General features: G+C 71.1%; 17 protein-coding genes. 13 read left to right on the top strand and 4 right to left on the bottom strand.

What is annotated here, in order from left to right; translation table 11 throughout:
• Positions 1-48 precede the first annotated feature (48 nt).
• The 11 genes from ACWEFL_RS05365 to ACWEFL_RS05315 all read left to right on the top strand — a co-directional run bounded on the left by ACWEFL_RS05365 (position 49) and on the right by ACWEFL_RS05315 (position 14,845).
• A complete protein-coding gene (locus tag ACWEFL_RS05365; protein WP_451708104.1) occupies positions 49-549 on the top strand; it encodes an isochorismatase family protein in 501 nt (166 codons plus the stop codon).
• Complete coding sequence (locus ACWEFL_RS05360) at positions 546-1,232, top strand: hypothetical protein (RefSeq protein WP_451707717.1); 687 nt, start codon at positions 546-548, stop codon at positions 1,230-1,232. Before ACWEFL_RS05365 ends, ACWEFL_RS05360 begins: the two co-directional genes overlap by 4 nt.
• On the top strand, positions 1,229-2,641 hold the full coding sequence (locus ACWEFL_RS05355) for a family 2B encapsulin nanocompartment shell protein (RefSeq protein WP_451707714.1): 1,413 nt from the start codon (positions 1,229-1,231) through the stop codon (positions 2,639-2,641). The genes ACWEFL_RS05360 and ACWEFL_RS05355 overlap by 4 nt, the downstream gene beginning before the upstream one ends.
• A gap of 497 nt (positions 2,642-3,138) precedes the next feature.
• Positions 3,139-4,323, top strand: a complete 1,185-nt coding sequence (locus tag ACWEFL_RS05350) for a family 2 encapsulin nanocompartment cargo protein terpene cyclase (protein ID WP_451707711.1) — start codon at positions 3,139-3,141, stop codon at positions 4,321-4,323.
• Between the two features lie 68 nt (positions 4,324-4,391).
• Positions 4,392-5,273, top strand: a complete 882-nt coding sequence (locus tag ACWEFL_RS05345) for a geranyl diphosphate 2-C-methyltransferase (RefSeq protein ID WP_451707708.1) — start codon at positions 4,392-4,394, stop codon at positions 5,271-5,273.
• Positions 5,274-5,641: 368 nt separating this feature from the next.
• A complete protein-coding gene (locus tag ACWEFL_RS05340; protein WP_451707705.1) occupies positions 5,642-6,886 on the top strand; it encodes a sensor histidine kinase in 1,245 nt (414 codons plus the stop codon).
• Entirely contained in the window at positions 6,883-7,551 is a 669-nt protein-coding gene (locus tag ACWEFL_RS05335) for a response regulator (RefSeq protein WP_451707704.1), read from the top strand. Before ACWEFL_RS05340 ends, ACWEFL_RS05335 begins: the two co-directional genes overlap by 4 nt.
• 248 nt (positions 7,552-7,799) lie before the next feature.
• On the top strand, positions 7,800-8,051 hold the full coding sequence (locus tag ACWEFL_RS05330) for a hypothetical protein (protein ID WP_451707701.1): 252 nt from the start codon (positions 7,800-7,802) through the stop codon (positions 8,049-8,051).
• Positions 8,048-10,216 (top strand): MMPL family transporter, encoded by a 2,169-nt coding sequence (locus ACWEFL_RS05325; RefSeq protein ID WP_451707698.1) that lies wholly within the window; start codon positions 8,048-8,050, stop codon positions 10,214-10,216. Before ACWEFL_RS05330 ends, ACWEFL_RS05325 begins: the two co-directional genes overlap by 4 nt.
• 296 nt (positions 10,217-10,512) lie before the next feature.
• The gene (locus ACWEFL_RS05320) at positions 10,513-11,151 is read left to right on the top strand and encodes a LysE family translocator (protein ID WP_451707695.1); all 639 of its coding nucleotides are present in this window, start codon (positions 10,513-10,515) and stop codon (positions 11,149-11,151) included.
• An 886-nt stretch (positions 11,152-12,037) separates the two neighbouring features.
• On the top strand, positions 12,038-14,845 hold the full coding sequence (locus ACWEFL_RS05315; protein WP_451708101.1) for a hypothetical protein: 2,808 nt from the start codon (positions 12,038-12,040) through the stop codon (positions 14,843-14,845).
• Positions 14,846-15,024: 179 nt separating this feature from the next.
• Here ACWEFL_RS05315 and ACWEFL_RS05310 read toward each other — a convergent pair whose 3' ends face one another.
• Both ACWEFL_RS05310 and ACWEFL_RS05305 read right to left on the bottom strand, forming a co-directional pair.
• A complete protein-coding gene (locus tag ACWEFL_RS05310; RefSeq protein WP_451707692.1) occupies positions 15,025-16,215 on the bottom strand; it encodes an FAD-dependent monooxygenase in 1,191 nt (396 codons plus the stop codon).
• 850 nt (positions 16,216-17,065) lie between these two features.
• On the bottom strand, positions 17,066-18,310 hold the full coding sequence (locus tag ACWEFL_RS05305; protein ID WP_451707689.1) for a cytochrome P450 family protein: 1,245 nt from the start codon (positions 18,308-18,310) through the stop codon (positions 17,066-17,068).
• A 230-nt stretch (positions 18,311-18,540) separates the two neighbouring features.
• On the opposite strand from ACWEFL_RS05305, the gene ACWEFL_RS05300 reads away from it, so the two are divergent.
• Together ACWEFL_RS05300 and ACWEFL_RS05295 are read left to right on the top strand one after the other, a co-directional pair.
• A complete protein-coding gene (locus ACWEFL_RS05300) occupies positions 18,541-19,098 on the top strand; it encodes a TetR/AcrR family transcriptional regulator (RefSeq protein ID WP_451707687.1) in 558 nt (185 codons plus the stop codon).
• 55 nt (positions 19,099-19,153) lie between these two features.
• Positions 19,154-19,504 carry a hypothetical protein gene (locus ACWEFL_RS05295; RefSeq protein WP_451707685.1) on the top strand — a complete coding sequence of 117 codons (351 nt, stop codon included), beginning with the start codon at positions 19,154-19,156 and terminating at the stop codon, positions 19,502-19,504.
• 64 nt (positions 19,505-19,568) lie between these two features.
• Here the strand turns inward: ACWEFL_RS05295 and ACWEFL_RS05290 are convergent, their stop codons facing one another.
• Together ACWEFL_RS05290 and ACWEFL_RS05285 are read right to left on the bottom strand one after the other, a co-directional pair.
• Positions 19,569-20,555: an AraC-like ligand-binding domain-containing protein gene (locus tag ACWEFL_RS05290; protein ID WP_451707684.1), complete on the bottom strand. Its 987-nt coding sequence runs from the start codon at positions 20,553-20,555 to the stop codon at positions 19,569-19,571.
• Between the two features lie 426 nt (positions 20,556-20,981).
• Positions 20,982-22,631, bottom strand: coding sequence for a purine-cytosine permease family protein (locus ACWEFL_RS05285; protein WP_451707681.1), 1,650 nt, complete (start codon positions 22,629-22,631; stop codon positions 20,982-20,984).
• Positions 22,632-22,722 lie beyond the last annotated feature (91 nt).

Below are 22,722 nucleotides of genomic sequence, written 5' to 3'. Positions count from 1 at the left end.
CGGGGGAGCGGTGCCCACGAACGTCACACTCCTCCGGGCCTCGGTCAAATCAAACTCACGGTCGAGAACTCGGTCGTCGTCCTCATCGACCACCAGCCGGCCGTCGCGCTCATGACCGCCCCGACCTCGCAGACCGAACTGATCAACAACGTCGCTGGGTTGGCGCGCACGGCCAAAGCCCTCGATGTACCGACCGTCCTCACCACGGTCGGAGCGACCGGCAGTGTGCTGGCCGACCCGATCTTCAAAGAGATCAGCGAGGTGTTCCCGGACAACGAGCCGATCGACCGCGTGTCCACGAACGCCTGGTCCCACCCCGACGTACGGGCGGCGGTCGAGGTCACCGGCCGCCGCGAACTGGTGATGGCCGACCTGTCCACCGAAGTCTGCCTCGCGCAGACCGTCCTCAGCGCGCTCACTACGACCGGGCGCTCGCGATGGTCTCCGAGGCCGTCGGCGACTCTCCCGGATTGCGCGTCTCTCGCTGCGGGCGCTGCCCGAACGGATCGAAGCCGCCGTACGCACCGGACGGCCCGAGTCGGCCCGTGACCCTGGACGCGCTGACGCGCAGCACACAGGCCAGTGGCACCGATCTCGGACTCGGCATCGAGGCGCCCTCGCGCGCCCTCCTGAGTACGGGCGACGACGCCGAGAGCCTGTATCGCGAGGCGATCGACCGGCTCGGCCGCACCACGCTCCGGCCCGAACTCGCCCGCGCCCACTTCCTGTACGGTGCATGGCTGCGCCGCGAGAACCGCCGCGCGGACGCGCGCGCCGAACTGCGCACCGCCGACGAGACGATGGCCGCCCTCGGTATGGAGGCGTTCGCCGAACGAGCCGGCGTGAACTCGTGGCCCTCGGGCGCACGCGCCCGAACACGTACCGTTGGGACGGTCACGCCTCCACCGGCCAGGAAGCGCCCATCGCCCGGCTCGCCCGCGACGGGCGCACCCACCCCGAGATCGGCACCGGAACGGAGCGTGATCGGTCGGGATCCGCTTCTCGCGACGGCCCGCGCGGATCCCGACACCACCGAAACCGTCTCCAAACTCCATCCGGGCCGAGTTCATCGCTTCGAGGGAGGAACTACTCCCAATGGTGGTTCGTCGGGGCGGGCGAACCCTACTGTTCTCCAGGACCTGGACGGGAGAACTCCAGGTGTCGCCCCCGCTCCCCGGTGCCCTGCGTGTACGCCGAGCGCCGCCTTCGCAAAGGAGAGCCCTGCCCGATGACCGTGGACACCAGCCCGGAACCGCAGCAAGGCGCCCGCCCGCAGACCAGTCTCGGCACGGCGGCCGCCCGCAACCTCGCCACCACGACCAAATCCGTCCCCCAGATGCAGGAGATCACCTCCCGCTGGCTGCTCCGGACGCTTCCCTGGGTGGAGGTGCCCGGCGGTACCTACCGGGTGAACCGGCGTCTGACCTACACCGTCGGGGACGGGCGTATCGAGTTCGTCCAGGAAGGCGCCCAGGTGCGGGTGATCCCTCGCGAGTTAGGCGAACTGGCACTGCTGCGCGGCTTCGACGACGAGCAGGTGCTGACCGCCATCGCCGACCGGTGCGTTCAGCGTGACTTCCGGGCCGGGGAAGTGCTGGTGGAACGCGGAGCCCCCGCCGAGCAGGTCCATCTGATCGCCCACGGCCGGATCAGCCGTACCTCTGTCGGCAAGTACGGCGACGAGGCCGTGATCGCCGTACTCGCCGACGGGGACCAGTTCGGCCAGGCGGCCCTGCTGGACGCCGACTCCCTCTGGGACGGCACCGCAGTCGCCGAGACGGCCGGTACCCTGCTGACTCTCTCCCGGTCCGATTTCGCCGCGGTACTGGCGACCTCGCCCGAACTCCAGGCTCACATCGCCGAGTTCAGCGCGCTGCCGACGCAGCGGCAGAACCGCAAGGGTGAGGCGGAGATCGCGCTGTCCGCCGGTCACACCGGGGAGGCGGAGTTGCCCGGGGCCTTCGCGGACTACGAACTCAACCCCCGAGAGTACGAACTCTCCCTCGCCCAGACCGTGCTGAAGGTGCACACCAGGGTCGCCGATCTCTACAACCAGCCGATGGACCAGACGGAGCAGCAGCTCAGGCTCACCATCGAGGCGCTGCGCGAGCGCCAGGAGCACGAACTGGTCAACAACCGCGAGTTCGGGCTTCTGCACAACGCCGCCTTCGATCAGCGCATCCAGCCGCACTCCGGCCCGCCCACCCCGGACGACCTCGACGAATTGCTGTGCCGCCGACGCGGCTCGAAACTCTTCTTCGCCCACCCCAGGGCCATCGCCGCGATCGGCCGCGAGTTCAACGCCCGCGGTCTCTACCCGGATCACGTCGACCTCGGTGGACAGCAGGTTCCCGCCTGGCGCGGTGTACCGATCCTGCCGTGCAACAAGATCCCCATCAGCAAGGAGAACACCAGCTCCATTCTGGTGATGCGAACCGGCGAGGACAACCAGGGCGTCATCGGCCTGCACCGGACCGGACTACCCGAGGAGTACGAGCCCGGCGTGTCGGTGCGTTTCATGGGCATCGACGAAACGGCGATCATCTCCTACCTCGTCACCACGTACTTCTCCGCGGCTGTCCTGGTGCCCGACGCGCTCGGTGTGTTGGAGAACGTCCAGATCGCCCGAACACCGGGCTGAGAATCGCCTTACCTCCGGGCCGAGCGGACCTGACCCCGACGAAGCACTCCGTGCGCGGAGTTCCGTCGCCCCGCCGTGCCCCCGCTGCCGCGCGCCCGGCCGTGCCCCGGAGCCGGTGAACCCGGAGTCCGCCGCCGAGGACGTACGCCGATTCGGCTCCACCGCACCCCTGAGCGGGCCGCGAGTCCGCTCGTCGTCTTCCCGTACGGCCCGAGTCCTTCGGCGACGGCCGGGCGCGCCCGCACAGGACCACCTCACCCAAGGAGTCGTGGATGCCCCCACCCGAGCCGTTCCCCGTACAGCCGCCGAATCCACCACCGCAAAGCGCTCTGCCGCTGACGGGCAGAGTGCCACAGCCGTCGGGGAACGGGGCCGCCCCGGCGTCCGTGCAGCACCTCGGCGCGGGCTTCGTCGGGACCCCGGGCCCGACGGCGGCGGTGCCGACGCGGGAGCCCGGTGGTCCGGCCCCCTTACCCGCGGCGGCCTCCAAACCCGCCATGGTTCCCGAACCCGCAGCGGTCCCGTATCCCGCGGCGGCCCCCAACCTCCAGTGCGTCGCGAACACCACAGCGGCCCCGGAGCGTGACGTCGTCACCCCCGACGCGGTCGTGGACGCCGAAGTCCTGCGACGCGTCCTGAGTGGCCCGAGCGGGCTGGGCACACAGGCCCTGCGCCCTGCGCGACGCGAGGAACCACCGGGGGACGGCAGTCCCATCCCCGGCCTCTACCACCATCCGGTGGCACGGCCCGACCCGGCGAGGGTGGCCGAGGTCAGCCGCAGGATCAAGGCGTGGGCGGTGGACGAGGTCCAGCTGTATCCCCCCGAATGGGAGGACCAGTTCGACGGCTTCGTCCTCGGCCGCTACATGGTCGCCTGTCACCCCGACGCACCCACCGTCGATCACCTGATGATCGCCGCTCGGCTGATGGCCGCGGAGAACGCGGTCGACGACTACTACTGCGAGGACCACGGCGGCTCGCCCGTCGGTCTCGGCGGACGCCTCCTGCTGGCGCACACCGCCCTCGACCCACTGCACACCACACAGGAACACCAGCCGCAGTGGGAGCGGTCGCTCCACTCGGACGCCCCCCGACGGGCCTACCGGTCGGCCATGGACTACTTCCTCCGTTCGGCCACCCCCTCCCAGGCGGACCGGTTCCGCCACGACATGGCCCGACTGCACCTGGGCTACCTGGCCGAGGCCGCCTGGGACCAGACGGACCACATCCCCGAGGTGTGGGAGTACCTGGCGATGCGCCAGTTCAACAACTTCCGCCCCTGCCCCACCATCACCGACACCGTCGGCGGCTACGAACTGCCCGCCGACCTCCACGCCCAGCCGGCCGTCCAGCGGGTCATCGCGCTCGCCTCCAACGCCACCACCATCGTCAACGATCTGTACTCCTACACCAAGGAGCTCGACAGCCCCGGTCTCCATCTGAACCTTCCGGTGGTGATCGCCGAACGTGAGGGTTCCTCCCCTCGTGAGGCGTACCTGAAGGCGGTCGACGTCCACAACGACCTCATGCGCACCTTCGAGGCCGAAGCCGCCGCCCTGGCCGCCGCGTGTCCCGTGCCCACCCTGGTGCGCTTCCTGCGCGGTGTGGCCACCTGGGTCGACGGCAACCACCACTGGCACCGGACCAACACCTACCGCTACAGCCTGCCCGATTTCTGGTAGGCCCCCTTTCCGCCGATACCGCATTCCGGCAAGGCCCGACTTCAAGCAACGAAGGAGCTAGTCCACCCATGTCCGTGCCCCAGACCACCACGGTCCGCGACACCGCGATCATCCCCGCCCCCGCCACGCCGTACCAGGGGGACATCGCCCGCTACTGGGACCACGAGGCCCGGCCCGTCAACCTGCGGCTCGGTGATGTCGACGGCCTCTACCACCATCACTACGGCATCGGCGACATCGACCACCCCGCGCTCGGGGAGTCCGGCGACACCGACCGCGAGAAGAAGCTGATCGCCGAACTGCACCGGTTGGAGTCGGCACAGGCCGATCTGCTCCTGGACCACATCGGCCCGATCGGGCGGGACGATGTCGTGGTGGACGCCGGCTGCGGTCGCGGTGGCTCCATGGTCATGGCCCACCAACGGTTCGGCTGCCAGGTCGAGGGCGTCACCCTGTCGACCCAACAAGCCGACTTCGCCAACGGCCGAGCCCGGGAACTGGGCATCGAGAGGTCGGTCCGTGCGCAGGTCTGCAATATGCTCGACACCCCCTTCACCAGCGGCCAGGCCGCCGCCTCGTGGAACAACGAGTCGAGCATGTACGTCGACCTGCACGACCTCTTCGCCGAACACGCCCGCATCCTCGCCGTCGGCGGCCGGTATGTGACCATCACCGGCTGCTGGAACCCGGTCTACGGGCAGCCCTCGAAGTGGGTCTCGCAGATCAACGCGCACTTCGAGTGCAACATCCACTCCCGTCGCGAGTACATGCGCTCCCTGGCCGACAACCGCCTCGTCCCCCAGACCGTCATCGATCTGACGGCCGCGACTCTGCCCTATTGGGAACTGCGGGCCACCTCCTCCCTCACCACGGGAATCGAGGAGGCGTTCCTCAACTCCTACAAGGACGGCTCCTTCCAATATCTCCTGATCGCGGCCGACCGCGTCTGACGGGCCGGCCCGCGAGACGTGCGGCCCGATCGGGCCCGGCGGTATGCCTGACAGCGCCCGCCCCGCTGTCAGGCGTCCACCACCCGCATACCGACGGCCGATGACGGCGATGACGGCGAGGAGGCTGACCAAGGTCCGGTTCAGCGCACTCAGCGGCTGGGCGGGTGTGAGACCGGTGTGCGTTGTGTTCATGCCTCCAAGAATCCGGGCAGAACCCGCCCCACCGCGTCGGCCCACGGCTGACATCTGGCATACCCCAGCGGTTGCGGGCCGGAATTTCTCCGTACTCCCACAGTTGCGAAACGGCGGCGGCGACTTCCATCGCACGAGGGAAGGAACAGGTCACACCGCGACCCTAGGCTGACTCCATGTCTACTGGTGCTGCCGTTTCACGGTTCTGGCTCCGGTTCCGGCTCCCGCCCCGGCTCCGGTTCCGGCTCCCGCTCCCGCTCCCGCCCGGCCGCAGAGGCGACGCCGCGGTGACCGCCGGGGTCTTCGTGCTGGTGGCCATCGGAGGTCTGAGGCCGTTCCTCATGCCGCGGCAGGAGCCGTGGGCGGCCTCCGTCATCGGCTGGATGCTGTCGGCGACCGTCTGCGCGGCCCTGTGCTTCCGGCGCCGGTATCCGGTCGCCGTCGCCGTCGTCGCGCTGGTCGGCTCAGCCGCGTACTACCTGATCAGCGAGTACGACGGGCCCCTGTTGGTCGCGTTGGTCGTCGCGCTGTACGCGGTGGCGGCCGACGGGCGTCTCCAGGCCGCGGTCGGCCTGGCCTCGCTGACGCTGATCGCCGTCGGGGCGGGCACGCTCTCCGGAAACCGCGATGTCAACGGCATCGCGCTGTTCATGCTCTCCGGCTGGCTCGTCGGCGTCGTCGCGCTCGGCTGGGTCCGCCACAGCAGGCGGGCGTATGCGCGGGAGGCGGAGCAGCGGGCGGTAAGTGAGGAGCGGCTGCGGATCGCACGCGAACTCCACGACGCCATCGGGCACCACATCTCCCTCGTACATGTGCAGTCCGCGGCAGCCCTGCGCCGCCTGGGCAAGGACCCCGTCGCGGGCGCGGCCCTGGCCGAGGAGGCCCTCGGCGCGATCAAGGACTCCAGCCGCGAGGCGCTGCGGGAGCTGCGTGCCACCCTCGGCGTGCTGCGCCGGGCCGACGAGGCCGCGCCGACCGCACCCCTGCCCGGCCTGAACCGCATCGACGACCTCGTCGTCTCCGCGCGGCTCGCCGGAATCGATGTGCGGACCCTGTTCAGCGGGGAGCGGCGGGATCTGCCGACCGAGGTCGAACTGGCCGTGTACCGCATCGTCCAAGAGTCCCTGACGAATGTGACCCGTCATGCCGCTCGCGCCACAGCGGCCACCATTCGTGTTGACTACGGGGTACGGGAGTTGACCGTCGAGATCACGGACGACGGGCACGGCGGCTCTCTTCCCGCCGCCGACGCCCCAGGCAGCGGTGTCACCGGGATGCGCGAGCGCGCCCGAGCACTGGGCGGTGAGCTGACGGCGGGCCCTCGTCCGCTGGGCTTCGGTGTACGAGCATGTCTGCCGTACGAGTGCCACGGCGGCTCTCATCGGGAGCCCTACCGGAACGGAGCGTCCCCACCGCCATGATCAAAGTCCTGCTCGTGGACGATCAGCGCCTTGTGCGCGCCGGATTCCGCTCGATCCTGGAGGACGAGGACGACATCGAGGTCGTCGGCGAGGCCGGCGACGGAGGCGCGGCCGTCACCGCATGCCACGAACTGAGCCCCGACGTGGTCCTCATGGACATCCGCATGCCCGGCGTCGACGGCTTGGAGGCGTCCCGCCGTATCGCAGCCGATCGCCGTCTCGACCAGGTCAAGGTCGTCATTCTCACCACCTTCGACATCGACGACTATGTCTATGGCGCGCTGCGCGCCGGGGCGAGCGGGTTTCTGGTCAAGGACACGGAGACGGAGGAACTGCTCACGGCGATCAGGGTCGCCGCGCGTGGCGACGCCCTCATCACCCCCGGCATCACCCGCCGCCTGATCACCGAGTTCGCCGCCCGCATCAAGGAGCCCGAGCCGGATCCCCGTCTGAACGCGCTCACCGAGCGCGAGCGCGAGGTGATGCTCCTGGTGGCCGAGGGCCTGACGAACGACGAGATCGCGGTACGTCTGGTCCTCAGCCCCGCGACGGCCAAGACGCACGTCAGCCGCATCATGAGCAAACTGCGCGTGCGCGACCGCGCCCAACTGGTGGTGCTGGCATACGAGTCGGGCATGGTCAGGCCGGGCTGGCTGAGCAGATAGCCCGCGCCGACACCTCCGTCCTCCGGCGCAGTGCGAGTGGCTGAGCCCCGTTGGCCCCGGCGCGGGGCCGATTTTGTGCGGGTCCGGCAGCCGACAGCGGCCTGCGCCCGGCAGCCGAACGGCAGACTGTGCCGGGCAGTCCGCAACTTCCGGTGTACGCGACGCGCTTGACCCGCGACCGGCGTAGTACGAGAGGTGTCAGCCGCAGGGGGACGCCCACGGGCACACCTCGGCCCGACGCTCAAGGCATGAGTACACAAGCCCACTTCCCGCGAGGCACAGCAGCCGCCTCGGTCCTTGTCGGAACGCTGGCCGGAGGAGCCGCGGGGCTCCTCCTGGCCGAGACCGTCACCGCGTTCCTCGTGTTCCTCGTCGGAGAGGATCCCGAGGCGAGCAGTCCCCTCGTGCCCACCGCGCTCTTCCTCACCATGCCGGTCGTCTGCGCGGCTGTGGGCGCCCTGATGGGCTCACGGCGGGCACGGGGCGGGCGGTCGGCATGACAGAGGCGGACAGGCCCCTCACCGCCCCTCCGACGGGCGCGACACCGGCATCGGGCCTCCTCGCGCGGCTCGCGTCCTGGTCGCAGCGCCGTCGCCGGGCCGCGCTGCTCCTCTGGCTGATCGTGGTCGCGGCCATCACCTTCGGCTCCCAGGCCGTCGGCAGCGCCTATCAGAACGACTTCTCCCTCCCCGGCACGGACTCCCAGACCGCCACCGACCTGCTGAAGGAGCACGGTTCGCTCCAGGCGGGCGACAGCGTGCAGATCGTCTTCAAGAGCGAGCAGGGCCTGGTGGGCGAGCGCGAGGTCATCGAGAAGACCCTCGCCACCGTGCGCGGGCTCCCCGGCGTCGCTGACGTCCGCAGCCCGTACGCGGACCGCGCCGCCCTGTCCGAGGGCGGGACGGTCGGGTATGCCACGGTCACGCTCGACGGCAAGGCCGAGGCCGTGCCGAAGGAGCGGGTCAGAGAGATCATCGAGACCGCGCGGGGAGCCGCGGCGGACGGGCTGGACGTCCAACTCGGTGGGGAAGCCGTCCGTGGGTCCGAGGAGGAGTCGGGCGGAGCGGCCGAAGGCGCGGGGATGCTCGCGGCCCCCGTCATCCTGGTGCTGCTGTTCGGATCGCTTCTCGCGGCCGCCTTGCCGCTGGTGACAGCGCTGTTCGCCGTGGGCGGCGCCATCGGCCTGATCACCCTGGCGTCCCATGTCTTCACCGTCGCCGACTTCACTCCGCCGATCATGATGCTCGTCGGCTTCGGCGTCGGCGTGGACTATGCGCTGCTCATCTTCTACCGGTACCGCCACGAGCTGATCAGGGGCGGCGACCCGCGGACCGCCGCCCTCACCGCACTCGACGCCGCGGGCCGTACCGTCTTCTTCGCGGGGTGCACGGTCATCATCGCGTTGCTGGGCCTGGTCGCCCTGGGCCTCGGCTCCTTGCAGGGCGTCGCACTGGCCGTCGCGGTGACCGTTCTCGTCACCATGGCGGCGTCGCTGACGCTGTTGCCCGCGCTGCTCGCGGTCTTCGGGCCCCGTATTCAGAGGCATGTGCTCAGGAGCTCGGCCAAGGCGCGGGTCAACGGCAGGCAGGAGGGGAGCCGTTGGCGGGCTCTGGCCTCCGCCGTGCAGCGCAACCCCCTGCCCGCGCTGGTCGCCGCCGTCGCGGCGCTGCTGGCGCTCTCGGCTCCGGCTCTCGGCCTGCGGCTGGGGTTCGCCGATGCGGGTAACGACGCTCCCGCGTCGACCAGCCGGAAAGCGTACGACCTGCTGGCCGAGGGCTTCGGACCCGGGTTCAGCGGTCCGCTCGTCGTCGTGAGCCAGGGCGACCGGGTCGCCGCCGAGCGACTGCGGTCCGCTCTGGACCGGACGGACGGCATCGCCGCCACCACCCCGTCACTGCCCACCAAGGACGGTGCGGTGTCCACGGTCATCGCCTACCCGGCGACCGCGCCGCAGGACGAGGGCACGACCGATCTGGTCCGTACACTGCGGGAGGACGTGCTGCCGCCCCTGAGCCGGGAGACGGGAGCCGAGTATCTGGTCGGCGGGGCGACGGCCGCGACACAGGACTTCGCGGACGCCGTCTCCGCCCGGCTGCCGCTGTTCGTGGGCATCGTGGTGGGACTGTCCACACTGCTGCTGATGGCGGTGTTCCGGTCCCTGCTGATCCCTTTGAAGGCCGCCCTGCTCAATCTGCTGTCCGTCGCGGCGGCGCTCGGCGCGATCACCCTTGTCTTCCAGCACGGATGGTTCGGTGTACAGCCCGGCCCCATCGAGGCGTTCATTCCGGTGATGATCTTCGCGATCGTGTTCGGGCTCTCCATGGACTACGAGGTGTTCCTCATATCCCGTATTCACGAGGAGTGGGAGCGCACCAGGGACCACTCCCATGCGGTGCGGGAGGGACTGGCCGAGACCGGGAAGGTCATCACGGCGGCTGCGGCCATCATGATCGTGGTGTTCGCCGCGTTCGTCCTGAGCCCGACCCGGATGCTCCAGCAGTTCGGGCTCGGCCTGGCGGTCGCGATCCTGCTGGACGCCCTGGTCATCCGCTGCCTGATCGTCCCGGCGGTCATGCAACTGCTGGGCCCACGCGCCTGGTGGCTGCCGGCTCCGTTGGCGAGGCTGCTGCCGAGGGTGGCGCTGGAACGGCCCGCCGAAGCATGATCCCCGTCCGGCGTCCCGTCGGCGGAAGCACCTGTTTGCTGCCGGAGTCGTTGGCGGGGAGATGACGAGGACTGAGCCCCGGGGCGTCGGTGGGCAGCGCGTCGGGTCCGGCGGGCGCGGCCAGGGCGGGGAAAGTCCGCTGGCCGCGGCCGTCGGGCGGTCAGGGAGACGACGGACACCGTCTCCCTGACCATATCCAAGGCACGACGGGCACCCGCGGTCCCGCCGAGAGGTTCTGCGTCCGGTGAGGAGAAAATGGTGGAAGGTATGACCATAGGCGTGGTTACGATGCCCTCATGGTGTCCACCGACCGACTGCTCGCCTTCGCGGCCATGTCATTCCTGCTGATCGTGATTCCCGGCCCGAGCGTGCTGTTCGTCATCGGGCGAGCCCTGGCTCACGGCCGTCGCGCCGCGCTGACCACGGTCGTGGGCAACACACTGGGCGCCTATGTGCTCGTCGTGGCCGTGGCGCTCGGCGTCGGAGCCGTCGTGGAGCGCTCGGTCGTCATCTTCACGACACTGAAGCTCGTGGGAGCCGCGTACCTGGTGTATCTGGGGGTCAAGGCAGTGCGCCAACGCGGGTCGCTGCAGGCCGCTTTCACCGGTGACGCTCCCGCGCGTGACGGACTGCGCACCTTGTGGGACGGGTTCGTGGTCGGTGTGGCCAATCCCAAGACCATCGTCTTCTTCGCCGCCGTGCTCCCGCAGTTCGTCGACCGCGACCAGGGGCACGTGCCCCTGCAGATGCTGCTGCTCGGCTTGGTCTTCAATGCCATCGCGGTGGCATGTGACAGCACCTGGGGGCTGGCCGCGGCCACCGCGCGAGGCTGGTTCGCACGCTCACCGCGTCGGCTCGCTCTGGTGGGCGGGGCCGGCGGGTTCGCGATGATCGGGCTCGGCGTCAGTATCGCCGTGACGAGCAACAAGGAGTAGGCGGGCCCGGCGGGGTGCGCTTGAGTACCGACGCCGTCGGCCCCGGTCGCCGGCATCGCCCAGCAGGACCGGCAGCCGGATCCGCCGTAGCCTCCGGGCTCGGATTCCGGCCCATGTCTCGTCGACCACGCCCGCCCTCAGCCGCAGGGTGAATTGGCCGTCGGCGAGCCCGCCCAAGACGCGGACGAACCGGCCCCCGACCGTCGTCCGTGCACCGAACCGCGACGCCCGAGCGCGACGCCGGAACGCTCCACCTGGCACGGGGTGCCCCGCCCGAACGGAACTGGTTCAACGCCTCTGGTGACAGCAGGCACCGCTGATGTTCCGCCCGGCCGCTCTCGGCACGCACCGGCTCCGTACGGGCCCAGCCGTTCCGTATTCGCCGACGCCGCCCCGGTGTCCGGTGCCGTCGACATTCCCGCATCGCCCGCCCCCGGCGTTTTTGAGCCTCCGGCGCTCGGCCGCGGTCGACCGCCGTCGGCCGATCCGGCCTCCGTTGGGACGGAGACCTCCAGGGCCGCCGACAGGGCCGCCGACGGGAGCGAAGAGGCGCTGTAGCCGCGATCCGTACCGCTCAGGTCATCCGTCGCACCATCGAACCCCCACAGCCGCCGGTGGGAAACGACGGCCCATCGAAGCAGCTCACCGGGGTCCGGGACGGGCGGCGGAGCGCCGGCTCCGCCGGGCGTGGTGTTTCGGCCGGGGGCCGCATCAGCCCAACTGATCACCGGTGCAACACTTGCCGCGCAGCGCGCCGACGATGAGACGACCCACGGGCATCCGTCGCCGCCCTTCGGGTGAGGGGGAGCCCCCGCGACACCCCCCGGGGCGCGCTGGGACGCAAGCCCGATCGACGAGGAGGAAGACCTTGATCCGTGTCCCGCGCATGGCGACCGCCGCCATGGCGCTACTGGCCCTGGTGCTGGGGTCGCCGGGACTGGCGTATGCGTCGCCGCCGCAGGCGCACGCGCAGAGATCCGCCGAACCCATACCGTCCGTACCACCCCGAGGTTCCGCCTTATCGGGGAGCCCCGACAGCCGGTTGCCGCAGGGCTGGCGGATATCCGGCACGGGGCCCGCGAAGCATCTGGTGTGGACGTCGCCCGACCCGGTCCCCATGGGCGATGCCCGTGTCGAGTTCTACACCGGGGACAGGCTCCTCGGCAGGCCGGTGGCCGAGCAGGACCGGCATACGTTCCGCCTGGGACTCGACGGTGTGCGCACCGGACCGATGACAGACCTTCAGGTGAGGGCCGGCGGACGCCGCCTCGACCTCGCGGAGGCAGCCGCCGCCTCGGACGCGCCGCGTCTCATCCCGCCGTCACTTCCGGCGGTTCCCGCTCCCGCGAACAGCGTCGATCCCGGTGTCCCCGGCCCCTATCGCACGGTCGGCGACGAATACGCCCTGAAGCCGGTACGGCTGCCGGGCCTCCCCGCCCCGGTGGAGATGCAGGCCATGGTGGTCGCACCGGTCGGCGCGCCGGGACGCCGGCCGCTGGCGCTCTTCCTGCACGGCCGTCACTACACCTGTTTCAATGACCTGGGTGACCAGAGCGGCTTCTGGCCCTGCGCGGCCGGCACCCGGCCGGTGCCGAGCCACCGAGGCTATCTGCGCGCCCAGGAACTCCTGGCCTCCCAGGGCTATGTGACGGTGTCCATCTCCGCCAACGGCGTCAACGGGCAGGACCAGAGATTGGACGACGGCGGCGCGCAGGCCCGTTCGTCCCTGGTGCGGCTGCACCTCGCCCAGTGGGCGCGGTGGGCCGCCGACCGGTCCGGGGCACCGGCGGCCGTCCGCGCCGCGTCACCCGCAGACCTGTCCCGCGTGCTGCTGGTCGGCCACTCACGGGGTGGCGAAGGCGTCAACCTGGCAGCGCTCGACAGCATCTACCGGCCGCCCGCCGAGGATGACGGCCACGGCGGCCCGGCGCGCTGGAGGATCAGAGGCACCGTCCTGATCGCCCCCACGGCCTTCGGGCAGAACCCCGCGCCCGACGTGCCCTCCATGACCATCCTGCCGGGCTGCGACGGCGACGTGACCGACCTTCAGGGCGAGATGTACGTCGACGGCACACGCGGCATCAGCCGCGGGACCGCACTGCACAGCGCGGTCTACGTGATCGGCGCCAACCACAACTTCTTCAACAGCGAGTGGACGCCCGGGCAGGCGGAGGCACCGGCCGACGACGACTTCTGGTCCGATGACGCACCGGACCCGGTATGCGCGCCGGGCACCGGAACCCGCCTGACCGCCACGCGGCAACAGGCCGCCGGCGCCGCGTACATCGCCGCGGCGGCCCGGCTGTTCGTCGCGGGCGACGACCGGGTACGCCCCCTGCTGGACGGCTCGAACCGGCGCGCGCCCTCGGCGGGCCCCGCGCGGGTGCTGACCCACGCCGTCGGCGCGAACCGAACGCCGGCGTTCCTGCCGGACGCCACCGTCGCCGTCGACGGCGGACGGCTGTGCGCGCAGGTGCATCCCGACCCGGCCCAGGCATGCCTGCCGTCCGAGGGGGGCGGGGCGTCGCCGCACTTCGCCGCCTGGAAGACGCCGCAGGAGCCCGGCCGCCACGCGGTCGCGATGCAGTGGTCGCAGCCGGGTTCCGCGGTCCGGGTGCGCCCCGCGCGCCCGGTCTCCCTGGCCGGCGCCGAGAGCATGGCCCTACGGATGATCGTGCCCCCCAACACCACCGGCACCCGGATCGACGTCACGGTCGCCGACGCCTCGGGCCGGCGGGCGACGCTCGGCCGGGTCACCGTCGACGGACTGCCCGGCACCGACCGGACCACGTCCTACTGGGGACGTGAGGTCCGGGTACCGCTCTACGCCGCCCTCCGGGCCGGACTGGACCTGAGACGTGTCCAAGCCCTGGAGCTGACCCCGCGCGACGCGTCGGGCCGGGCGTGGCTGATGGACGCCTGGGGCTGGCGGCCCGGCACCCCGACGGCCCGCCCCGCCCCCCTGCCGCGCGTGGACGTCGGCCGGCTGATCGTGCAGGAAGGAGACTCCGGGGTCCGGACCTACCGCATTCCGGTACGCCTCTCCGGGCACGGCAGCGGCCAGGTGCGGCTGTTCACCACCCGGCCGGACACGGGCGAGGCCACGTCCCGGACCGTGACGGTGCGTCCGGGAGACACCGTCATCGACGTGCCGGTCACGGTGCGGGGCAACCCCCGCTACGGCTTCGACGCCTCGTACAACATGTTCGTCAAGGCGATCCGCGGCGCGGTGATCGGTTCCCACTACGGCGGGGTGACCGTGGAGGACGACGACCCGATGCCCAGGATCACCGTGACGCCGGTGTCGGACCAGGTCACCGAGGGGCAGAACCTGGCCTGGCGGGTGTCGCTGTCCACGGTCGCCGATGTGGACATCCTTGAGGCCGAACTCCACATCCTGGAGGCCGGCGGCGACGTGGAACTCTCCACCGTGGACGTCGAACGGCGGTGGGTGGAGGACAACTTCTCCCACTCGCCGAGCCCGCCACGGCCGCTGTCGCGAGTGGTCGCCGGTCCCTACCTGCTGCTCAACGTGCCCGCGGGCGAAGTGAGCGCAGAGGTGATCGTGCCCACCGTCATCGACGGGGTGAGCGAACCGGAGGAGACACTGCAGATGCGGTTGATCACCTACGACCGGCCCTGGAATCCCCAGGACGGGCCGGTGTTCACCGGCAGGGTGCGGGACGCGTCGTAACGCGGGACCACGCCACACACGGTCCGAGAGGACTTGGCACCGGCCCGGCAGGGAGCCGGTGCCGCCCCGGAAAGAGTACGGCGTGCGGTCCGGCGTCTCCGTTCCAAGACGGCCCCCGAAGCCGCCCGAGTCCATGGGCGGACGGCCCTCGGGACGCCGGTCGGACGGTGTGCGTCACTTCAGCCGGGCAGCACGGCCGGATCGGTACGGGCGAGGGCGTCGTGCCCGTACACCCGGGCCAGTTGCTCGGTGAGGTCCTCGGGGGAGAGCCGGGCCAGCCGGTCAACGGCATCCGGGCCGCTCAGCAGCGCGCCCGTCGCCCGCGAGAGGGCCTGGAGCAGGGCGGTACGGGGCCGGCGCACTTCCTCGTAGCGGCGCAGGACCTCGGGCAGGCCCAGTCGATCGGCATCGCCGAGAAGGGCGGCGAGCGTGACGGCGTCCTCGACGGCCTGGCAGGCGCCCTGCGCCCGGTGGGGGAGCATGGCGTGGGCCGCGTCGCCGACGAGCGTCGTACGGCCGGTGCTCCAATGTGGCAGCGGCTCAAGGTCGTACAGGGGCTGCCGCCACACTTTCGGGCAGCCGCGGAGAACGCCGGTGGCGACGGGATCCCAGCCGCCGAAGGCCCGTGCCGCGACCGCGCCGGTCAGCGGGCCTCCCGTGGCGGGGCCCGCGTCCGCGACGGCGGACGGGAGGAGGGCGATCGTGTTCAGGGACCGTCCTCGGTCCACGGGGTAGCACAGTAGATGCCGGTCGGGGCCCAGCCACATCCGTACGCCGGGAGTTGCGCCGGGTGCGGCGGGCGCCAGCCCGCGGTAGGCGTCCATGCCCGACTGGACGGGGTGGGCGTCCGGTTGCGACAGGACGCGCACCGTCGAGCGGAGTCCGTCAGCGCCGACGACGAGATCCGCTTCTTCCGCCCGCGCCGTTCCGCCGGCGAGATGAACCCGCACACCGTCCGGGGACTCCTCGACGCCGGTGCAGCGCACCCCGAGGCGGACGGTCCCGGCCGGAAGCAGCCACTCCAGCGCCTTGTGCAGATCCCTGCGGCGCAGCACCAGCAGGTCCGCGCCGAAGCGCTGGGCGTAGCCGGGCCGGACGGGAACGCGCAGCAGGCGCGTGCCGTCGGCCCAGTGCAGGAAGTCGAGGCTCTCCGGCAGGCACGCGTTCGCGCGCAGCGCGGGCCCCGCGCCGAGTCGCTCCAGCAGTCCCACGGCGTTCGGCCCGAGTTGCAGGCCCGCGCCGCTCTCGCCGGGGCGGCGGGACCGTTCGAACACGGTCACCTCGAAACGCGGCAGGGTGCGGTGGACGGCCAGGGCCAGGGCGAGCCCGGCGATGCCTCCTCCGACCACGGCGATCCTGAACGGTCTCATGAAGGGTTTCCTCTCATGGGGCGGTGCCGATTCCGTACGCCGCCGGGCAGCGGACCGCCGCGGTGTACAGTCCGGCCGACGCGGGCCGGCCGCGGTCACCCGGGAGCACCGCTGACGAGCGCACACCGGTGTGGCGTGGGCGGCGCGGTCCTGGTGCGCGTGGACGAGGTCGTCGCCCACGGCACAGCAGATCAGCCTTGCGTACAGCGGTACGCCCGCCGGGTCGAAGCCGTCGGTGAGGACCACCCAGACGGTCGGCACATACCAGTTGATGGTGAAGCCGACCCGTACATGCGTGGACCAGCAGCAGGAGCGGCATCCGCAGGCCCGGAGGGAAGCGTGACGCCGTCACCACGGCGACCCAGCCGGGTAGGACGGCCGGCCCTGCCCCGGGCGGCCCTGCCCCGGGCGGTCCGGGCGCGTCGGCTTCGGATACGGTCTGGCCGCCTCGGGTGAACGTTCCACCGGCCGGGCGGCCCATGCGCGCCGGGGCGGGGGAGGGCCGTCCGCTCCGGGAGGAGTGGTGGTGGTCTCGCGCAGTGCCACACTTCCGCTTTCCGAGTCGACCGGCGACGGTCACGGGCGCGGAGAGTTCAAGCGCCCCGTGGAGCGGCGGACCCCTCGGACCGTACGGCCGGGAGGACCCGCCCACGGCCACACCAACGCGACCACCCGCCGGGGAGTCGCGCACCGGATCGGGCTGGTCGCGCGGGTGCGCCGGGCGCCCCCGGAGCGCGGTACGGGGAGGCTGTGCCGCGGGGCGCGTCCCGTGGCGCGGGCGGTCCTTCCTGCCGCCTTGTCCCGGTCGCCGAGACGTGGTCGGGCCGCTGTCGTCACCCCGTGGGCGGGGTCAGTCGGCGGTAAGGGACCGAGGGCCGAGACGGACGGGCAGTTCGGTGATGTCGTTGCCTATGAAGGAACGCTGTGGCCGGATGTGCTCCGGGGCGACGGCGAGCGCGAGGCCGGGGAAGCGGCCGAACAGGGCGGGCAGCGCCACTTCGGCTTCGAGGCGTCCCAGAGGCGCTCCGAGGCAGTAGTGGACGCCGTGCCCGAAGGCGAGATGCGCCTTGTCCTCGCGGCCGGCGTCGAAGGCGCCGGGATCGTCGTGGACGCCGGGGTCACGGCCGGGTGCCCCGAACGCGATCAGCATCGACTCGCCCGTCCGGATGACCACTCCCTCGCCGAGATCGATGTCCTGGGTGGCCCAGCGCATCGGCATATGCATGACGGAGGAGTGCAGTCGCAGGGTCTCCTCGACGACCTCCGTCCACGGGGTCGCTCCGGAGAGGACCGCTTCGAGTTGTTCGCGATGGGTGAGGAGTTCCCGTACGGCGTTGTCGATGAGGGAGATCGCGGTCTGGCTGCCCGCGCCGATCATCAGGAACAGCGTCGAGATCAGCTCCTGTTCGCTGAGGCGGTCCGCGTCCTCTTCGCGTGCGGCCAGGAGAAGGCTGGTCATGTCGTCACCGGGGTCGCGGCGTTTGGCGTCGATCAGAGCCCGTACCAGGGTGAGCAGGTCCTGGTTGAGGGCGGCGGCCTCCTCCGCGGTGGCTCCGGTGTCCGCGACGGCGCCGAAGCTTCGTAACATCGCGGGCCGCTGCTCCGCCGGGACCCCGAAGAGATCGCAGATCACCCGGGTCGGCACCTCGTGCGAGAATCCGGCCCGGAGATCGAGAGGTTCGGCGTCGCCCCGTGCTTCCAGCGCGTCGAGCAGACCGTTGACCACGGCCTGGATCCGTGGACGCATGGCCTCGATCCGCCGAGGGGCGAACGCGGGTCCGACGAGTTTGCGGAGCCTGCGGTGGTCCTGGCCCTCGGCATTGAACATGGACTCGACGTCCACCCAGGGGAAGAGCCAGCCGACGGCTCCGGGCCGGTAGCCGGGTACGGACTTGCGGGCGTCGCGGGAGACGCCCGGGTGCGTGAGCAGGCGCTTGATGACATCGCCTCGGGTGACGGACCAGGCCACGACGCCTTCGGGTAGCCGGACCCGCACCGCGGGCCCGGCCGCGCGGAGCCTGTCCACCTGCTCGTACATCCTCCGGCCGCCGCCGCTGTCGAGCGTCACGGTGTCGCGGGTGCCGGGACTGGTCATGGTGTACCTCCCGTGGCAGTGATGAAGGTCTGGGGGCGTGCCGGGGCGGGGCGTGCGCCGTTCCCCGTGAAAAGCGCCGTTTCCCATGAAAAAGGAGGGGTCGGCACCGCGCCAGACGCGCGAACCCGATTCCCCGACCGCGCCGGAGCCGCCCCCTTCGATGACCGTGGGACCGAATTAAGGAACGATTGTTCTTGACTGATCGTTCCTTAATTGTCTACGGTCGTCTCATGGGTCGCCCAAGAGGTTTCGACGAGGCCGAAGTGGTCCGTTCGGCGGCGGAGTTGTTCGCCGGCCGGAGCTACGACGGCACTTCCATCGATGAACTGGTCGCTCACCTCGGTGTGCACCGCAACAGCCTGTACAAGACGTTCGGCAGTAAACGGGGGCTCTATCTGGCCGCGCTGCGATGGTCGCTCGAGTCCGAGATCACCCCCCTGTTCGACCGCGTCGCCGGATCCGGGCGTCCCGTCGACGGAGTGCGCGAGGCCCTCGCCGTCCCGGCGACGGCGGCGAGCTTCGACCTGCTGCTGCTGGCCGCGGTCGAACGAGCCCCGGCGGACCCCGAGGTGGCCGGCCTGGTGAGCCGGGCGTTCGACGCGCTGGACCGGGCGATCGGCGCATCCGCCCGCACGGACGACGACACCGGCCACACCGACGCCACGGCCGTGGCGACGGCGCTCACCGCGGCGATCCTCGGGCTCCGGATCCGGGCCAGGGCCGGATCCGCGCCCGACGCCCTCGCCGGGGCGGGCGCCGCACTGGCGCACCGCCTCGACCGGAACTGAACCCCCCTCTGAAGCTCTACGGACCCTCCGACAGCTCTACGGACATGGAGTCGACATGGCGCAGGTCAGCATCGACGGCGACAATCTGCTGGTCGAGATCGAAGGGCTCGGCAAGTTCTGGGCCCTCAAGAGCCGACTGGTCATCCCTCTGGCCAACGTCCGGGGAGCGACCATCGATCCCGGCATCGTCAGAGAGCCGAAGGGACTGCGGTCGCCCGGTACCCACTTCCCCGGCGTCATCGTCGCCGGCACCTTCCGCACCAAGGGCGGGCAGGTCTTCTGGGATGTCCGCGACCCGGCCAAGGCCGTGGTCATCGAACTCGCCGACGAGCGGTACACCCGCCTCGTCGTCCAGGTCCAGGACCCGCGTGCGACGGTGGCGCTCATCGAGCGGGCCACCCTGTGAACCGCACCGGCGCCCGTGTGGGTGCCGTTCACGGGGTGCCCCGCCAGGCTCGCCGTCGCCCGGTTCAGCATCCGTCCCCGGGCTCGGGGCGTCTCTCGCGGGCGGTACGACGGTAGTCGCTGGGGGGAAGCCCGTACGCGGTGCGGAAGGCGCGGGTGAAGTCGGCGGGCCGGGGGAAGCCCCAGGCCGCGGCGATGGTGTGGATGGGGGTGGCCGCGAGGTGGGGCGCGGTGAGGTCGCGGCGGGCGTGTTCGAGGCGCCGGCGGCGGATGTGGGCGGCGACGCTGGTGCCCTGGTTCCGGAAGTGACGGTGCAGAGAACGGAGGGAGATGTGATGGGCCGCCGCGATCAGGTCAGGCGTGAGACCGGGGTCGCCCAGACGGCGGTCGATGAAGTCCTTCACCCGCAGCATCAGCGCATGCGGGTGCGCCTCGGCCGGTGACGGAGCGGGCGCGTGATGCGCCAGGAACGCGGTCGCCAGATCGAGGGTGACGTCCGCCAGCCGGGGGATGTCCGCTGGGGTGTAGGCGGACGCGTCGTCCGCGAGCTGGGCGACGAACCGGGTGAGCAGGGCTCCCGTGCCGCGCCGCGCCGGCAACCGTGTGACGAGCAGCCGGTCGACGGCCGCCGGGGGCAGCGGGACGAGGGCTCTGGGGAGGATGATCTCCATCATGGTGGTGCGGCGCGTCGGCGCGAGCACTCCCCGGTGGGGGTGCGACATGCTGTACAGCAGCATGTCGCCCACGCCGATGGACGCCTGCCGCTCCTCGTCGTCGACCCCGGCCGTTCCGGTCCGCACGAAGGACAGGAAGTAGAGCTCGGGGTCGGACTGCCGGATCTGCTTGGCGGTACGGTGCGACCGGACCTCCGGGGAGTCGAACTCCGATATCCGCACCGGCCCCAGATCGAGTAGCCGCTGCGTGGCCCGGAAGTCACCCGTGCGGTCCGTCCACACATCGACGGGCGCATGGCTGGAGCAGACCATCGCCCGCCAGCTCTCGAACCGGTCCCGCGCCGGTAACTGATCACCCCGGAACACCGTCTCGATCACCGCTCCCCCTTCTGCCCGCCCGGCGACGCCGGGCCGATGGGCACGACAGGACTCCGGAAATGAAATCAGGGGAAATGAAATCAGGAAGCCCGACGACGGGCGGGGGAGCGGCGGACCGGACGACCGGAAGCGAGCGGTCGCGTGGGCGGCGTGGCGTGGCGGATACGGAGGAGGGGGCCGGGCGGATACGGAGGAGAGCGGCCGGGCGGACACCGAGGAGGGGCGGGCCGGGTGAGGCGGCGGTGGGCGGCGTGGCGGCGGGGGCGTCGGCCCACCGAAGTGGTCGACGCCCCCGCCGCCGTCACCGGGTGTCCCGACCGGCGCGGGCGGGCTCGATCCGCGGACCGTGCGGCCCATCGGCCGTCCGCGTTCCGCACACCGGCCGCCTACGGCCTCCCACCGGTCTGGCGGGAACCGGACCCGAGGTCAGAGCTTCCCGGCACGCGCCGACCCGGCGGAGGCGGCACCGCTTCCGGCGGCCCTCGCCTGGGCCAGCGCCGCACGGCGGAATCCACTGCTTCGGCCGGCGCAGTCGGCGCAGATCGCCGGGCTGCCCTCGACCGACGGATCGCGGTCCATCTCCGCCGCGATGTACGAGTGGTCGCAGCGGTGGCAGCGAACGCGTGCCTCCCAGATGTCTTCCACCTCGTCGCGGGGGTCCTGGCCGCGGTTCAGCACCGGTGAGCCGGCGTTACGGGTGGCCAGCCAGTACAGCACGACACTGAGGACCAGGGTGACCGGTGAGGACCAGGTCGTACCGAAGGTGCCCGTGTTCTCGAGGATCACGATGCCGGTGAGCGACGAGATCAGCCAGACCACCGCGCCGGGCGCGAAGGTGGCGACCCGTCCGGGCCGGAACTCGGGCAGACCGTCCCGGTCGATCCCGCGCGTCCGCGCCAGGTGCGTCAGCATGATGCCGACCCAGGCGACGACGAACGCGCCCTGCCATGCCAGCGCGGTGAGCACATAGCTGAGCACATCGGTCAGCATGATCAGATAAGTGACGACGCTGGCCAGCGCGAGGGCGGCGACGCGAGGCACGCGGATGTGGAAGAGCCGGGCGACCGCGGACTCCAGGTTGGTGGAGGCGACGTAGTAGTTCGCGGTGTTGATCCGTGACTGGGTCAGCCAGACCACACCGAGACCCCAGGCGCCCATCAGGGCCACGATGGTGTCGCCGATGGCCGTCTTCGTGGGCGAGCCCGCGTTCTGCGCGACCAGCACCAGGAAGATGCCGATGAGACCGTTGACGAAGTAGCAGAAGAAGTAGAAGACCGGACCGAAGGTGACGACACCGTGGTACCGGGCGTCCTTCGGCTTTCCGAAGCGCGCGAAGTCGATCGTGTACATCATGAACACGAACACGCCCAGGTACACGAAGAACGCGTAGAGCCAGCCGGGCGCGCCGAGGTCCGGGGCGACATCCGGGGTGTAGCTCAGCCAGCCGGACGGCGGGTACTCCCTGACGGCCAGCACGACGACGATGATCAGACCGGTCCAGTACAGCGGCAGCAGCGCTCCGTTGAACTTGTCGAGCCACCGCCGTACGCCGCCGATCACCATCGGCACATTGGTCAGGATCGCGATCGCGTACCAGACCTCGATGTTGAGGGCACCGGTGTAGGAGTGCAGTGCGTGGGCGATGACCGAGCCCTCGAAGACCGCGTAGTAGATCGCGGTCGCGGCCAGGACGAGCGGCGCGAGGATGGAGCCGACGTAGCCGAAGACCCGCTGGGAGATCAGGGCCACCGTCAGGCCGGTGCGCGCCGCGTAGACGGAGAAGACGTAGTTGACCGCTCCGAAGCAGGCGACCGCGAGCAGGATGCCGATGAGCGCGTTGACGGTGCCCACGGTCACGGCCAGGGTCGCCGCCGTGACCAGGTAGAACATGCCGCTGACCAGGGCGTACCAGGCCATGGTCAGCGACAGCCGGCCGCTGCGCCAGGTGAGCGGGACGATATGCGTCGAGTAGTCCTCGTTCGCGGCTTCCTTGACCACACGAGGGTCGTCGGTGAAGGAGATGTCCAGTGGGGCCAACGGGGTGGGGGGAGAGGCATCCGGGCGTGGAGAAGTCACGGGGAGTCCTTGATGACAGGCCGCCTGGGGAGAGCGGAAGGGAAGCGTCGTGCGGGACGACACGGGGGCGGCTTGGTCGAGCCCGAGGCTC

The organism is Streptomyces sp. NPDC004838 (assembly GCF_053600955.1).
The sequence above is the reverse complement of the archived record's forward strand: the minus strand, read 5'-3'. Positions and strand labels throughout refer to the sequence as shown.

What these genes read in the sequence shown, in the direction of transcription:
- ACWEFL_RS05355 (WP_451707714.1), top strand. Translation starts at nt 1,229, where the DNA reads ATGACCGTGGACACCAGCCCGGAACCGCAGCAAGGCGCCCGCCCGCAG.
- ACWEFL_RS05350 (WP_451707711.1), top strand. Translation starts at nt 3,139, where the DNA reads ATGGTTCCCGAACCCGCAGCGGTCCCGTATCCCGCGGCGGCCCCCAAC.
- ACWEFL_RS05345 (WP_451707708.1), top strand. Translation starts at nt 4,392, where the DNA reads ATGTCCGTGCCCCAGACCACCACGGTCCGCGACACCGCGATCATCCCC.
- ACWEFL_RS05340 (WP_451707705.1), top strand. Translation starts at nt 5,642, where the DNA reads ATGTCTACTGGTGCTGCCGTTTCACGGTTCTGGCTCCGGTTCCGGCTC.
- ACWEFL_RS05335 (WP_451707704.1), top strand. Translation starts at nt 6,883, where the DNA reads ATGATCAAAGTCCTGCTCGTGGACGATCAGCGCCTTGTGCGCGCCGGA.
- ACWEFL_RS05330 (WP_451707701.1), top strand. Translation starts at nt 7,800, where the DNA reads ATGAGTACACAAGCCCACTTCCCGCGAGGCACAGCAGCCGCCTCGGTC.
- ACWEFL_RS05325 (WP_451707698.1), top strand. Translation starts at nt 8,048, where the DNA reads ATGACAGAGGCGGACAGGCCCCTCACCGCCCCTCCGACGGGCGCGACA.
- ACWEFL_RS05320 (WP_451707695.1), top strand. Translation starts at nt 10,513, where the DNA reads ATGGTGTCCACCGACCGACTGCTCGCCTTCGCGGCCATGTCATTCCTG.
- ACWEFL_RS05315 (WP_451708101.1), top strand. Translation starts at nt 12,038, where the DNA reads ATGGCGACCGCCGCCATGGCGCTACTGGCCCTGGTGCTGGGGTCGCCG.
- ACWEFL_RS05310 (WP_451707692.1), bottom strand. Translation starts at nt 16,215, where the DNA reads ATGAGACCGTTCAGGATCGCCGTGGTCGGAGGAGGCATCGCCGGGCTC.
- ACWEFL_RS05305 (WP_451707689.1), bottom strand. Translation starts at nt 18,310, where the DNA reads ATGACCAGTCCCGGCACCCGCGACACCGTGACGCTCGACAGCGGCGGC.
- ACWEFL_RS05300 (WP_451707687.1), top strand. Translation starts at nt 18,541, where the DNA reads ATGGGTCGCCCAAGAGGTTTCGACGAGGCCGAAGTGGTCCGTTCGGCG.
- ACWEFL_RS05295 (WP_451707685.1), top strand. Translation starts at nt 19,154, where the DNA reads ATGGCGCAGGTCAGCATCGACGGCGACAATCTGCTGGTCGAGATCGAA.